The sequence below is a fragment of the Corticimicrobacter populi genome (assembly GCF_003123725.1).
Lineage (GTDB): Bacteria > Pseudomonadota > Gammaproteobacteria > Burkholderiales > Burkholderiaceae_B > Corticimicrobacter > Corticimicrobacter populi.
This window is the reverse complement of sequence record NZ_QETA01000001.1, coordinates 15462-27479: the sequence shown is the minus strand read 5'-3', so window position 1 is coordinate 27479 and position 12018 is coordinate 15462. Positions and strand designations below refer to the sequence as shown.

11 protein-coding genes are annotated in these 12018 nt (G+C 61.7%); 8 read left to right on the top strand and 3 right to left on the bottom strand.

The window, feature by feature from the left end; all coding sequences use genetic code 11:
• Positions 1 to 19 precede the first annotated feature (19 nt).
• The 3 genes from DD235_RS00135 to ffh form a co-directional block, all read right to left on the bottom strand.
• Positions 20 to 2293, bottom strand: coding sequence for a FepA family TonB-dependent siderophore receptor (locus tag DD235_RS00135; protein ID WP_109060054.1), 2274 nt, complete (start codon positions 2291 to 2293; stop codon positions 20 to 22).
• A 171-nt stretch (positions 2294 to 2464) separates the two neighbouring features.
• Positions 2465 to 3472 (bottom strand): helix-turn-helix domain-containing protein, encoded by a 1008-nt coding sequence (locus DD235_RS00130; protein WP_109060053.1) that lies wholly within the window; start codon positions 3470 to 3472, stop codon positions 2465 to 2467.
• Between the two features lie 26 nt (positions 3473 to 3498).
• The gene (gene ffh, locus DD235_RS00125; protein WP_109060052.1) at positions 3499 to 4917 is read right to left on the bottom strand and encodes a signal recognition particle protein; all 1419 of its coding nucleotides are present in this window, start codon (positions 4915 to 4917) and stop codon (positions 3499 to 3501) included.
• Positions 4918 to 4946: 29 nt separating this feature from the next.
• Here ffh and DD235_RS00120 point away from each other — a divergent pair, with 29 nt between their 5' ends.
• The 8 genes from DD235_RS00120 to DD235_RS00085 all read left to right on the top strand — a co-directional run bounded on the left by DD235_RS00120 (position 4947) and on the right by DD235_RS00085 (position 12009).
• Positions 4947 to 5810, top strand: coding sequence for a cytochrome C assembly family protein (locus DD235_RS00120; protein WP_109060051.1), 864 nt, complete (start codon positions 4947 to 4949; stop codon positions 5808 to 5810).
• A gap of 20 nt (positions 5811 to 5830) precedes the next feature.
• Entirely contained in the window at positions 5831 to 6127 is a 297-nt protein-coding gene (locus DD235_RS00115; protein WP_109060050.1) for a PP0621 family protein, read from the top strand.
• 46 nt (positions 6128 to 6173) lie between these two features.
• Positions 6174 to 6761, top strand: coding sequence for a 1,6-anhydro-N-acetylmuramyl-L-alanine amidase AmpD (gene ampD / locus DD235_RS00110; protein ID WP_109060933.1), 588 nt, complete (start codon positions 6174 to 6176; stop codon positions 6759 to 6761).
• A gap of 12 nt (positions 6762 to 6773) precedes the next feature.
• On the top strand, positions 6774 to 7694 hold the full coding sequence (locus tag DD235_RS00105; RefSeq protein ID WP_109060049.1) for a LysR family transcriptional regulator: 921 nt from the start codon (positions 6774 to 6776) through the stop codon (positions 7692 to 7694).
• Positions 7695 to 7964: 270 nt separating this feature from the next.
• Positions 7965 to 9017: a TRAP transporter substrate-binding protein gene (locus DD235_RS00100; RefSeq protein WP_109060048.1), complete on the top strand. Its 1053-nt coding sequence runs from the start codon at positions 7965 to 7967 to the stop codon at positions 9015 to 9017.
• A 2-nt stretch (positions 9018 to 9019) separates the two neighbouring features.
• Positions 9020 to 9637 carry a TRAP transporter small permease subunit gene (locus DD235_RS00095; protein WP_162300375.1) on the top strand — a complete coding sequence of 206 codons (618 nt, stop codon included), beginning with the start codon at positions 9020 to 9022 and terminating at the stop codon, positions 9635 to 9637.
• Positions 9634 to 10920, top strand: a complete 1287-nt coding sequence (locus tag DD235_RS00090) for a TRAP transporter large permease (RefSeq protein WP_109060046.1) — start codon at positions 9634 to 9636, stop codon at positions 10918 to 10920. The genes DD235_RS00095 and DD235_RS00090 overlap by 4 nt, the downstream gene beginning before the upstream one ends.
• Positions 10921 to 11013: 93 nt before the next feature.
• Positions 11014 to 12009 (top strand): threonine/serine dehydratase family protein, encoded by a 996-nt coding sequence (locus tag DD235_RS00085; RefSeq protein ID WP_109060045.1) that lies wholly within the window; start codon positions 11014 to 11016, stop codon positions 12007 to 12009.
• Positions 12010 to 12018 lie beyond the last annotated feature (9 nt).

The following is a 12018-nucleotide window of genomic DNA, read 5'->3' as shown; positions in this document are numbered from 1 at the left end:
CGCATTGTCTTTATGACGATCAGAACGACGCTGTCAGATTGACGAACAGTGCACGACCATGCTCGTTGTAGGTTTGCGCACCTGCCCCCTTGATGACCGCATTGTTCGTGCCGGTATTCAGGCCGGTACGATACAGGCGCTTGTTGAACAGGTTGTTGATCCCCGCACGGATATGGAAATTCTTGTTGATTTCATATCCGGCATTGAGCCCGACCAGTGCATAGGGACTCAATGACGGTGCTTGCTCAACCTCTTCGTTGCGGCGAACATCGAACGAGGCAGGCTCCTGCTTGCCGTACCAGGTCAGCGTGGCCTGCAGCGACAGCTTGGGCATGGCCTGCCAGTCTAGCCACGAATTCACTGTGTACTTGGGAATAATACTCAGCGGTTGGTTGTACGTTTTATCCTTGGATTCGATCATGTAGGTCACGTTCGTATTCCAGGTCAACGTCTCGGTCAGCGGCAGGAACAGATTACCCTCCAGGCCCGACACGACCGCCTTGGGTGTATTTTCCCAGCGTAGCAGATACGGATTGGATGCGCCCGACACGACCTGACCATAGGGATCAACCCCAGCCACGATCTTGTTCTTGTAATCATTGCGGAAGTAAGCCAGGCTGCCACTCAACGAACCGTCATCGTAAGCAAATCCGATTTCCTTATTGATGCTGGTCTCGCTCTTGAGATCATCATTGCCCTGCAAATAGCAACCGCCAGCAGCACTCATGTACCCCATGCAACCGATCCCTCGGCTGTAGAGCAGATAGTTCGGATTGGCCTGGTACATATTGGGCGTCTTGTAGGCACGCGCAATCCCCCCCTTGATACTCCAGACATCGTTGAGCGCATACGATGCAGTCAGGCCAGGGCTGACATTGGAACCGAATTTTTCATGATGATTGAAGCGCACGGTCGGCACCAGCGTCAGTGCATCTGTCACCCGGATATTGTCTTCTACATACAAGGCAAAACTGTTGTAGTCCAGTTTGTCGTTGCCATCGCGCCCCGGCAATACGCTCGGTTCGAAACTGCTCCCGGCCAGTGTCAGTATCCGCATGCTGCCCGGATCCTCCAGCGATTCATGTACGAATTCACCGCCCACCGTCAGCATCTGGTCCAGGCCACCCGCAAACAACGGGATATTCACTTCTCCATCAAGACGCCACTCCTTGAATTTGCTGACATAGCGCGATTGTGCCGAAGCCGATTCCGACAGGAATGCGCCTTCCGGGCCCCCGAACAGCCCCTCGGTGCCTCGATCATTGCGCGTATACCCATAGCTCAGACCAATGCGTGACGTTCCCCAGTCCCAGTTGCCGCGATGCGTCAGCCCCAGATCGGTGCGATACACCACAGTCGTTTCAGAACCATAAAGATCCGTCACCGGCACGAAATTACCACCGCTGCCGGTCGCGTAGCCGTTGAGATTCTGGGTATCTCCGGAATACAGATCACTCTTGCGATTGAAGCTCATCTCGACATCGAGCGTCTGGCTTTCATCGATATCCAGGGTCAGCAGGCCATTGATATATTTGTCGCGCACACCGGTCTTGCCGGAAGCCGCCACGATGCCGCCCTGCTCGTATGCATGGCCGCGATTGATGTTCAAGGCATCCGGTTGCGTCTTGGCATAACCGCCAAACAGCCGGAAACCCAGCTTGTCGCTCAGCGGTCCTGCCAGCATGAATGTTGTACGCCGGCTATCCCCTTCATCAGAGTCCTGCTGGAAAGTGTTGTATTGCGAAATGGACCCGGACAGTTCGTCGGTGGAACGCTTGGTAATAATGTTCACCACGCCCCCCATCGCCCCCGAACCATAACGGGCCGCGGCAGGTCCGCGCAGAACCTCGATACGCTCAACAGCCTCGGGCGGCACCCAATTGGTGTCACCGTCGGTATCACGCTCGCCGGTCCAGCCCTGACGTGCCGCATTGCGCGAGTTTGCCGGTCGACCATCGATCAGGACCATGGTGTTGTCCGGTCCCATACCCCGGATATCGAGTTGCCGCCGATTGCCACGCATGCCGGAAGCCGCGCTGCCGGTCAAATTGACACCCGGCTCACGCCGCAAGATATCTGACAGATCCGTGGCAGGAGGACGCTTGGCAAGATCATCCGCAGTGATCACGGACACCCCAAGCGACTCTTTCAGCTCCTCTTCGGCTGTACCCAGCACGTCCACGGAATCGAGCGCATGCACGGTCTGGGCGCGTACCGGCGCAAAAACTGACAGGCAGCACAGGACGGCTGCCACATGATTCAGCCTGAACAGGCCTTGATGATGATGACTCATGACTCTCCCTGGTTCCGATTGTGCCGAATGCCGGACACACAACATGACGCCAGCACGGAAATTCGTTCCAGCATCAAAAAGAAATGCATTCTTATTTACATGTAAGTATAAAAATGCAACAGGGAAAGCATGTTTGCACAAGCATCAGAGAACTATGCAAAAACGTCAAAATCAGACCCGCGACCGCATTCTGGCTGGACTGAGCCCATACAGCCGGCGCATGGCCGTGGCAAAGTTGGTAGGACTGGCGTAGCCAGCGATAGTCGCCGCCTGAGCCACACTGACGGACTCATTCTCCAGTGCCTTGCGTGCCCGCGCCATGCGGCAACGCCTGAGATATTCGAACACGGTTTGACCATAGGCCTGGCGAAAATACCGCTGCAGTGTGCTGGCGCTCATACCGAACCGTCGGGCAATCTCACTGACACTCAGTTGATCGGCCTCACCGCTGTCGAGCCATTCGCGGATACTCAGCAAACGCCGTTGTTCGCGCACAGGCATACCCTCATGCGCCACGGCACGGCCAGTACCGGCGATCTGCTGGAATGCTTCACTCACAATTTCGATAGCTCGACTTTCAAGGTACAGCCGCTGCATGGGATCGTCATATACGTTGGTGCACAGCATCTGTCCAGCCAAGGCACATATCCGTCCCGAAGGCTGCCAAACGCAGGTCGCAAGATGTGTTTCCAGGAAATGACGCACCGTAGACCAGTCGTCACCCCCCGAGATACTTGCGTCGCCAATCCAGGATGGCTCAAGAGTCAAGCTGATGGCGCGGGCCTTGCGGCCCGCTCGGCCTCGCCGCACACAAAGAACAGATTGTCGCAGATTGACAGCCGCCGCCTGCGCTGATGGCCCCTGCTCGGCTCCCCAGCCAGGGCCAAGCAGAAAGCGATGCGGTCCGTATGTCATATCGACCTGCCCATCAATGACCAGCGCCAGCTTGAGGCCTTCGTGCAGGATACGACTGGACACATGATCGCGCACCTGTACCGTATCCGACATGTGCAGATACAGCCCATCACGCAAAGGCAATACGGAAAAGCGCCCACGCACCGCAGCGCGGGCCTCGTCAGTCGCTGATGCGGGCACCGGCGCATCGACCTCGCTCGATATCAGCCCGAGCTGCCGCTTGAGGTCCTGCTCATACAGCAGGGAGGTCACTGCACGCGCCATGCCGAGCCCTCCTTGATGTGTGCGCCCTACTTGAAGCCGCGCGGCAGTTTCATGCCGCCCAGCCCCTTGAGTCCGCCCATGGCACGCATCATCTTGGCCATGCCACCTTTTTTCATCTGCTTCATCATGCCCTGCATCTGCTCGAACTGAGACAGCAGCCGGTTGACTTCCTGGACCGGCACGCCGGCCCCGGCAGCAATACGGCGCTTGCGCGAAGCCTTGAGCAGTTCCGGCTTGGCGCGCTCCTGCGGCGTCATCGAGTTAAGGATGCCTTCGGTTCGGCGCAACTGCTTCTCGGCCTGACCACCCTGCAACTGACCTGCGGCCTGCGCAAACTGTGCCGGCAATTTTTCGAGCAGCGATCCCATGTCGCCCAGCTTCTTGACCTGGCCCAACTGATCGCGAAAGTCATTCAGGTCGAACTTGTCGCCCGACTTGAGCTTCTTGGCCAGCTTGGCAGCATCTTCAACATCAATGGATTGCTGTGCCTGCTCAACCAGCGACAGGATATCGCCCATGCCCAGCACGCGCTGGGCCATCCGGTCGGGATGAAAGGGCTGCAGGCCATCGAGCTTTTCCGAGACCCCAACGAACTTGAGCGGCTTGCCGGTGACATGCCGCACCGACAACGCCGCGCCACCGCGCGCATCGCCATCGAGCTTGGTCATGACCACGCCGGTCAGCGGCAGCGCCTCGGAAAAGGCGCGCGCCACGTTGACCGCATCCTGACCCTGCATGGCATCGACCACGAACAGGGTCTCGATGGGACTCAGCAAATCGTGCAGGGCGCGGATCTCGCGCATCATCGCCTCGTCCACGCCCAACCGGCCTGCCGTATCTACGATCAGGACATCGTAGTGGTGGCGCTTGGCATGATCCAGTGCCTGGGTTGCAATCGTCTCGGGCTTTTGCGACGCATCGGACGGCAGGAAATCGACGCCGACCTGTCCAGCCACCGTCTTGAGCTGCTCGATAGCGGCCGGGCGATACACGTCGGCACTGACCACCAGCACTTTTTTCTTGCCGGTCTTGCGGCCATGCTGCGTGTGACTGCCTTCGCTGAGCCAGCGTGCCAGCTTACCGGTGGTGGTGGTTTTGCCCGCCCCCTGCAGGCCGGCCATCAGGATCACGGCCGGCGGCTGGGCAGCCAGCGACAACTCGCCCGCTTCCAGCCCCAGGTCGCCCCCCATCAGCGCGGTCAGTTCCTTGTGTACGATCCCGACCAGCGCCTGTCCCGGCGTCAGGCTGGAAATGACTTCCTCGCCCAGTGCCTTTTCCTTGACGCGTGCCACGAACTCTCGCACCACGGGCAACGCCACGTCCGCTTCAAGAAGCGCCAGCCGGACCTCGCGCAGCATCTCCTGGGTATTTTCCTCGGTCAGCCGCGCCTGACCCCGCAGCGTCTTGACGACGCGCGACAAACGATTGGTTAAATTATCAAGCATTGCTCTGGTTTCGCTTACACTATCGGATTATGTCTTCAGGCATTGTATTTCACGCGCTGGCAGCCTTCGGCTACTTCCTGCTCTCGGTGGCGCACTGGCGCCATATTCCGGCAGAGCATACCGACGCTGCCCGTCCCACACGCGAAACGCAGACACTGCGCTTCGGGTTGGCGTTCGCCCTATTGTTGCATGGAATCGGCCTGCAACAGTCCATCCTGGTCGGCCCAGCCATCTACCTGAGCTGGTCACTGGCCCTGTCGGTCGCCTTCTGGCTCGGGCTGGTTGTCTTCTGGATAGAAAGCCAGTGGTTCCGCATCGACGGGCTGCTGCTGTTACTGCTGCCCTGCGCAGCACTGACCACGGCACTGGCCGCCCTGTTTCCCGAAGCCACACTGGTGGCGCACGCCGGCAATCCCTGGTTGCGTATTCACCTGCTCATCGCACTGGCAGCCTACGCACTGATCACCGTGGTTGCTGCCCATGCCATGCTGATGGCCGCGCTCGACCGCCACCTGCACCGGCCCTTCGTGCCCGAGGCAGCCGAACAGGCCACCCACGGTCTGCTGAGCCGCACACTGGAAGCCATGCCGCCACTGCTGGTGCAGGAGCGCATTCTGTTCCGACTGATCTGGATTGCCTTCGGCGCGCTGACCCTGACCGTCATCACCGGTTCGCTGGCATCCTGGATGATCTCCGGGCGCATTCTGCCCATGGACCACAAGACCGTCTTCACGCTGCTGTCATGGCTGACGTTCGGACTGCTGCTGATCGGCCGCCATCGCCATGGCTGGCGTGGCCGGGTCGCACTGCGCTGGACCATGACAGGCTTCGGCTTCATGCTGCTGGCCTATACCGGCACGCGCTTCGTGCTTGAAAACGTCCTCACGCGCTGACACAAGGGTAGCAACGCCACATGGGCAAGATTCTGTTCTGGTTCATCCTGATTCTGGCCGTTCTGTTGGCAGGTCGTTTGCTCGGACATGCCGCAGCCAAGCGGGCGGCCCGTGCACGCCAACCCGCTGCGCAGCGCCCGGCTCAGCCCGGACGGGGTCCTGCGGCCCCCGCAGCGGCCCAAGGATCGGAAGAAATGGTGCGTTGCGCCCACTGTGGCATCCACCTACCCCGCTCCGAGGCCCTGCTCCAGCAAGGCAAGACCTGGTGCGGCAGCGAACACGCCCGTCTGGGCGTGCGCCCCGAGCGAACGCACTGACTCTCGGCGGAGCGCGAACATGCACAGCCGTGCCGGTTTCTCCTCCATGCCCCTGCAACTCGATACGGCGGGCTGGCTCAGGCCCGCCCCCGGCGTCAATCTGGTGCCCTCGCCCAACCAGGATGAACGCCCCGGCCACGAGGTTCCCTCCCTACTGGTTCTGCACAACATCAGCCTGCCACCCGGCGAGTTCGGTGGCCCGCATATCGTGCGCCTGTTCACCAACAGCCTGGTGCTGGCCGACCACCCCTGGTTCGAAAACATCCGAGGCCTGCGTGTATCGGCTCACTTCCTAATCCGGCGCGACGGCCAGATCCTGCAGTTCGTGGCCACCTTGCAGCGAGCCTGGCATGCCGGCGTATCCGAGTTCGAGGGACGCAGCCGCTGCAATGATTTCTCGATCGGCGTCGAACTGGAAGGCACCGACAGCCAGCCCTACGAACCTGTCCAGTACACCCGCCTGCAGGCGCTGACCGCCTGCCTGCGCACGCACCACCCGCTGTCGGCAGTACGTGGACACGAACACATTGCCCCTGGCCGCAAGACCGACCCAGGCCCCGCCTTCGACTGGCCAGCCTATGGCAGGCACTGCGACTGGGCCGCCAAGTCGCTCCCACCTACCGGCCAGACCTGACTGGAGCCTGCCATGCGTGACATGCGCACACTGGAAACGTTCTACTGGGTTGCCACCCTAGGCGGCTTCCGGGCGGCGGCACAGCACCTGAACACGACCCAGCCGGCCATTTCGGCGCGCATCGCGCAACTGGAGGAAGAACTCGGCGTGCGCCTGTTCGACCGCCAGACCAAGCGCATCACCCTGACCAACCGGGGAGCTGTGCTGCTCTCGTATTCCGAAAAGATCTTCCAGATACGCACCGAGATGCTGCAGGCCGTCTCCGACAATGGTGCCCTGCTGCGCGGCACGTTCCGCCTCGGCGTCTCCGAAACGCTGGTACATACCTGGCTGTCGCCGCTGCTGGAACGCATCCGTGCCTTGTACCCCCAGATCTCGCTGGACATCTCGGTCGACACCACCGTAGAAATCCACAAGCAACTGCTGTCGCTCGACCTCGACCTGGGGCTGGTAGCCGCACCGCTGGATCACCCCGATGCCCGCTCGCTGAAACTCTGCGCCTACCCGTTCCGACTGCTGGTCTCACCCGCTTTCCGGGCCGCCCTGCCAGCCAACGCTACCGACCGGATGCTGCTGACCCGCTATCCGATCATCACGTATCCCAAGAGTGCCCTGTCGACCAAGAATCTGATTGCCGTCAGCCAGGAACGGCTGGGCCTGGCCAACCTGCGGATCTGGGGCATCTCGCCCATCACCACCATTATCGACATGGCACGTACCGGCCTTGGCATTGCAGCCCTGTCGCCTGTCAGCATCCCGAAGATACTGGCTGCCGGTGAGCTGGAAACACTCCCCAGCAGGCTGCCTCTGGAAGACCTCAGCTTCTATTCCACCTACCTGCCTGGCCCCAACGCCTTTCTCAAGGAAGCCATTCGCGACCTTGCCCTGGAAGCCGCCGAAGCCTTCAGCGCCACGACCGGACACCCGGACTGAGGGCACGTACGGCCTGCCGCACAGTGCCGGCAATGCCTGCCACCACCGCAACCGATCTCGGGACTTTCCCCTAGACAGCCGATTTATTACAAAAACGGGCTGGCTCGCCAGCGCCGTGGCCATGCCCTTTTCAGCCAACCTATCAAAAAAAAGGATCAGTCCGATAAAAAACCACGCTTTGTCTTAAAAAAATCCTGATCAGACAATCTCCTCGACCCTCACGCAACAGGCGCACGGATCTCGCCGGCGCCGCCCTGACAGGAGATTGCCATGAAGAAACTCGGTTACGCGCTGGCGCTCGGTGCCGCATTGTCACTGGGCCAGGCCCAGGCCCAGGATGCAGCCCTGCCCGAACTGCAGTTGCGCGCCATTGGCGCCAACAGCACCTTCAACCTCTGGACCGACCTCGAACAGGACTGGTACGCCAAGCAGATTCCCGAGGCCTCCGGAGGACAGATCGCCATCGAAGCCCTGCCGCACGATGTCGCCGGCCTCAAGGGGCCCGAAATCCTCTCCTTCCTGCAGAATGGTGCCATCCAGTTCGCCTCCCAGGCCATCAGCTACATGGCAGGCGACGACCCACGTTTCGAAGCCGTGGACCTGGCCGGCCTGACATTGGACGTACCGACCGCCATGCGCGCCATCGACGCCTACCGCCCGGTACTCGAACGTGTCATGGCAGAACGTTTCAACGTCAAGCTGCTGGGGCTGGCACCGATGAGCGCGCAGGTCTTCTGGTGCCGCGACCAAATCAACGACATCGACTCGCTCAAGGGCAAGAAAATCCGCGTCTTCAATGCCTCGCTGACCGACCTGGTCAACGGCGTGCAGGGCTCCAGCGTCACGATCCCGTTCGTGGAGGCCGTCCCGGCATTGCAGCGCGGTGTGGCTGACTGTGGCGTGACCGGTGCCATTTCAGGCTATCGGGCCAAATGGTATGACGTCACCAAAACCCTGTATCCGCTGAACTCGGGCTGGAGCACCATGTTCTGGGGGGCCAACCTCGATGCCTGGAATGCCCTGCCACCCGAAGCACAGACCTTCCTGCAGGATCAATATCGCCAAATGGAAACCCGGCTGGCCGAAATGGCAGCCGCCGGCGATGAACAGGCCATGCGCTGCGCTACCGGCCAGAACTGCACGGACAGCCACACCGGACGCATGACGCTGACGCCGCTGTCCGAAGCCGACAACCAGCGCCGCCTCGACATCCTGCAGAACCATGTCCTGCCGGGTTGGGCCAAGCGCTGCGGCAAAGACTGCACCGACGAATGGAACGCCACCGTCGGCCGGGAACTGGGGCTCACCGCAGAGGCCAGGTAAACATGGATAACCACTCCCCCCTGATGCGCCTGTGCAGCAAGGCAGGCGATGCCGCTGCACTGGCCTGCGGGTTGCTGATCCTGGCTGCCAGCGTTGTCATCACTCTGGAAATCATGGCCCGCAACCTGTTCGGCATGAGCTTCAACGGTGCCGACGAACTGTCTGGCTATGCCCTGGCGATTACCAGCACCTGGGCGCTGTCGGCCACGCTGCTGGCACGCCGCCATATCCGCATCGACTCGCTCTACGCCATTCTGCCCCGTCCGGTCCAGCTCGCGCTCGACGTCCTGTCGATCGTGGCCATGCTGGCGTTCTTCGGCCTGGTGCTGCGCTATGGCTGGGTCATGGTCGATCGCAGCCTCACCATCAACGCCAAATCCATGACGCCACTGGGCACCCCGCTGGCCATTCCGCAGATTCTGTGGCTGGCCGGGCTCGCACTGTTCTGCCTGATCGCCGCCATCCTGCTCTGCAAGGCGCTCGGCAGGTTGCTGCGACGTGACTGGAACGGCGCACGCCAGTTGATCTCGAACCGCAGCACGCTGGAAGAAGTGCACGAGGAGCTGGAAGACGCGGCGAGCCGCGACGGCCAGGCCCGCCAAGCAAAGGAATCATCATGATTGCAAACGTCGCGCTCGGACTGCTGGTCCTGCTGGCGCTCTCCATCCCCGTGGCTGCCGTGCTCGGGCTGCTGGGCGTCGCCCTGGCCGAAGCCTACTCGCCCTTTCCCATCCTGCAGGGCATCGGCCAGATCGCCTGGAATGCCGGCAACGACCCGCTGCTGGTGTCTATCCCGTTCTTCGTACTGCTGGGCGAACTGCTGCTGCGCTCTGGCATCGGCGAAGGTATGTACGGAGCCATGGCCAAGTGGCTGTCATGGCTACCCGGCGGACTGATGCACTCCAACATCGGGACCTCGGCGGCCTTCTCCGCCACCAGCGGCTCCAGCGTGGCAACCGCAGCCACGGTCGGCACGGTCGCCATCCCGCAGATCCGCAAATACGGCTACAACGAGAAGCTCTTCCTGGGCAGCATCGCAGCCGGCGGCACCCTGGGCATCCTGATCCCGCCGAGCATCAATCTGGTGATCTACGGTGCCCTCACCAACTCGTCGATCCCGGCGCTGTACCTGGCGGCGCTGCTGCCCGGCATTCTGCTGGCTGCGATGTTCTCGCTGACCATCCTGATCGTGTGTGCAGTCAAGCCATCCCTGGGAGGCGAGCGCTTGCACGCCACCTGGCGCGAACGCTTTGCCGCACTCAAGGATCTGATCTTCCCGCTGGGCATTTTCCTGCTGGTGGTCGGCTTCATCTACGCCGGGCTGGCCACGCCGACCGAGGCAGCCGCGCTGGGCGTGACCGGTGCCATGCTCGTCATCGCGCTGACCGGGCGACTTTCCTGGGCCATGCTGAAGCAGGCACTGATGGGCACCATCCTGACAACCGGCATGATGCTGGCCATCATCATCGGGGCCTATTTTCTCAACTTCATCATGGGCTCCATCGGCGTCACCCGTGCCGTGGCTTCATTCGTGCAGAACATGGACGTGGCCCCCGAGGTGATGCTGCTGTTCATCATCCTGTTTTACCTGGTGGTCGGCCTGTTCATGGAAACCCTGTCACTGATGGTCGCCAGCGTCCCCATCGTCACCCCTATCGTGATCGCGCTGGGCTACGACCCGATCTGGTTCGGCATCCTGGTCGTGCTGCTGATCGAGACAGCCCTGATCACCCCTCCAGTCGGCCTGAACCTGTTCGTGGTGCAAGGCCTGCGCAAGTCCGGCCCCATGAGCGACGTCATCATCGGCGCACTGCCCTTCGTGGCGGCCCTGCTGGCGGTGATCGGCCTGATGGTGGCCTTTCCCGATCTGGCCCTGTTTCTGCCCCGCGTGCTCTCGGGCTGAGCACCGGTCTGGCCGGCGGCAACCCAGCCGGTCAGCCCTGCTCCGCCAGACCCTCCACAGCCCTTTTTTCCCACCCTTTCGGAAAGCATACTCATGAACACGAAAACACTCGCCCCCAGCGTTTCCTTTGCCGATGTCGAAGCCGCTGCGCAACGCCTGCGCAATCGCGTGGTGCATACCGCGCTGATCGAAAATGCCGCACTCAACGAACGCCTGGGTGCCCGCATCCTGATCAAGCCGGAAGTCCTGCAGCACACCGGATCATTCAAATTTCGCGGAGCCTACAACCGCGTCATCCAGTTCACACCCGCCCAGCGCGAAGCCGGCATCGTCGCCTGGTCGTCCGGCAATCATGCGCTGGCCGTCTCCTCGGTCGGTGCCCGGCTGGGCATCCAGGCCACGATCCTGATGCCTTCCGACGCCCCCGTCGCCAAGGTCGAGGGTGCCCGCAAGCTCGGTGCCACCGTGCGCCTGTACGACCGAAAAACCGAAAACCGCGAAGCCATCGGCACCGAAATCGCCGAGCGCACCGGCGCGGTCATCGTGCCCCCCTACGACGATCCGCATGTCATCGCCGGCCAGGGAACCCTGGGTATCGAACTGAGCCAGCAGGCCACGGCGCTGGAGGCCACGCTTGATGCGGCACTGGTCAGTTGCAGTGGCGGCGGCCTGGCCGCGGGGGTCGCCACCGCCATCCATGCGCTCTCGCCCAACACCGCAGTCTGGTGCGTCGAGCCCGAGCAATTCGACGATACGGCACGTTCCCTGGCCAGTGGTACCCGCGTCGGCAATCCGGCAGGTCGCCAGTCGATCTGCGACGCACTGCAAGTGCAGTCGCCTGGCGACATCACGTTCCCTATCAACCAGGCGCTACTGGCAGGCGCGCTGACCGTCAGCGACGAGGATGTCCGCCAAGCCATACGCATCGCCTATGAAGACCTGCGACTGGTCGTCGAGCCGGGCGGTGCCGCACCACTGGCGGCACTGCTGGCCGGCAAGCTCGATATCCGCGACAAGACCATCGGCATCGTCCTGAGCGGCGGCAATGTCGATGCCGACAAGTTCGCGACCTATATCCAGCAACCCTGAAACCACATT

Excerpts from the sequence above, each read along its gene's own strand:
- DD235_RS00135 (WP_109060054.1), bottom strand. The coding sequence starts at position 2,293 with ATGAGTCATCATCATCAAGGCCTGTTCAGGCTGAATCATGTGGCAGCC.
- DD235_RS00130 (WP_109060053.1), bottom strand. The coding sequence starts at position 3,472 with ATGGCGCGTGCAGTGACCTCCCTGCTGTATGAGCAGGACCTCAAGCGG.
- ffh (WP_109060052.1), bottom strand. The coding sequence starts at position 4,917 with ATGCTTGATAATTTAACCAATCGTTTGTCGCGCGTCGTCAAGACGCTG.
- DD235_RS00120 (WP_109060051.1), top strand. The coding sequence starts at position 4,947 with ATGTCTTCAGGCATTGTATTTCACGCGCTGGCAGCCTTCGGCTACTTC.
- DD235_RS00115 (WP_109060050.1), top strand. The coding sequence starts at position 5,831 with ATGGGCAAGATTCTGTTCTGGTTCATCCTGATTCTGGCCGTTCTGTTG.
- ampD (WP_109060933.1), top strand. The coding sequence starts at position 6,174 with ATGCCCCTGCAACTCGATACGGCGGGCTGGCTCAGGCCCGCCCCCGGC.
- DD235_RS00105 (WP_109060049.1), top strand. The coding sequence starts at position 6,774 with ATGCGTGACATGCGCACACTGGAAACGTTCTACTGGGTTGCCACCCTA.
- DD235_RS00100 (WP_109060048.1), top strand. The coding sequence starts at position 7,965 with ATGAAGAAACTCGGTTACGCGCTGGCGCTCGGTGCCGCATTGTCACTG.
- DD235_RS00095 (WP_162300375.1), top strand. The coding sequence starts at position 9,020 with ATGGATAACCACTCCCCCCTGATGCGCCTGTGCAGCAAGGCAGGCGAT.
- DD235_RS00090 (WP_109060046.1), top strand. The coding sequence starts at position 9,634 with ATGATTGCAAACGTCGCGCTCGGACTGCTGGTCCTGCTGGCGCTCTCC.
- DD235_RS00085 (WP_109060045.1), top strand. The coding sequence starts at position 11,014 with ATGAACACGAAAACACTCGCCCCCAGCGTTTCCTTTGCCGATGTCGAA.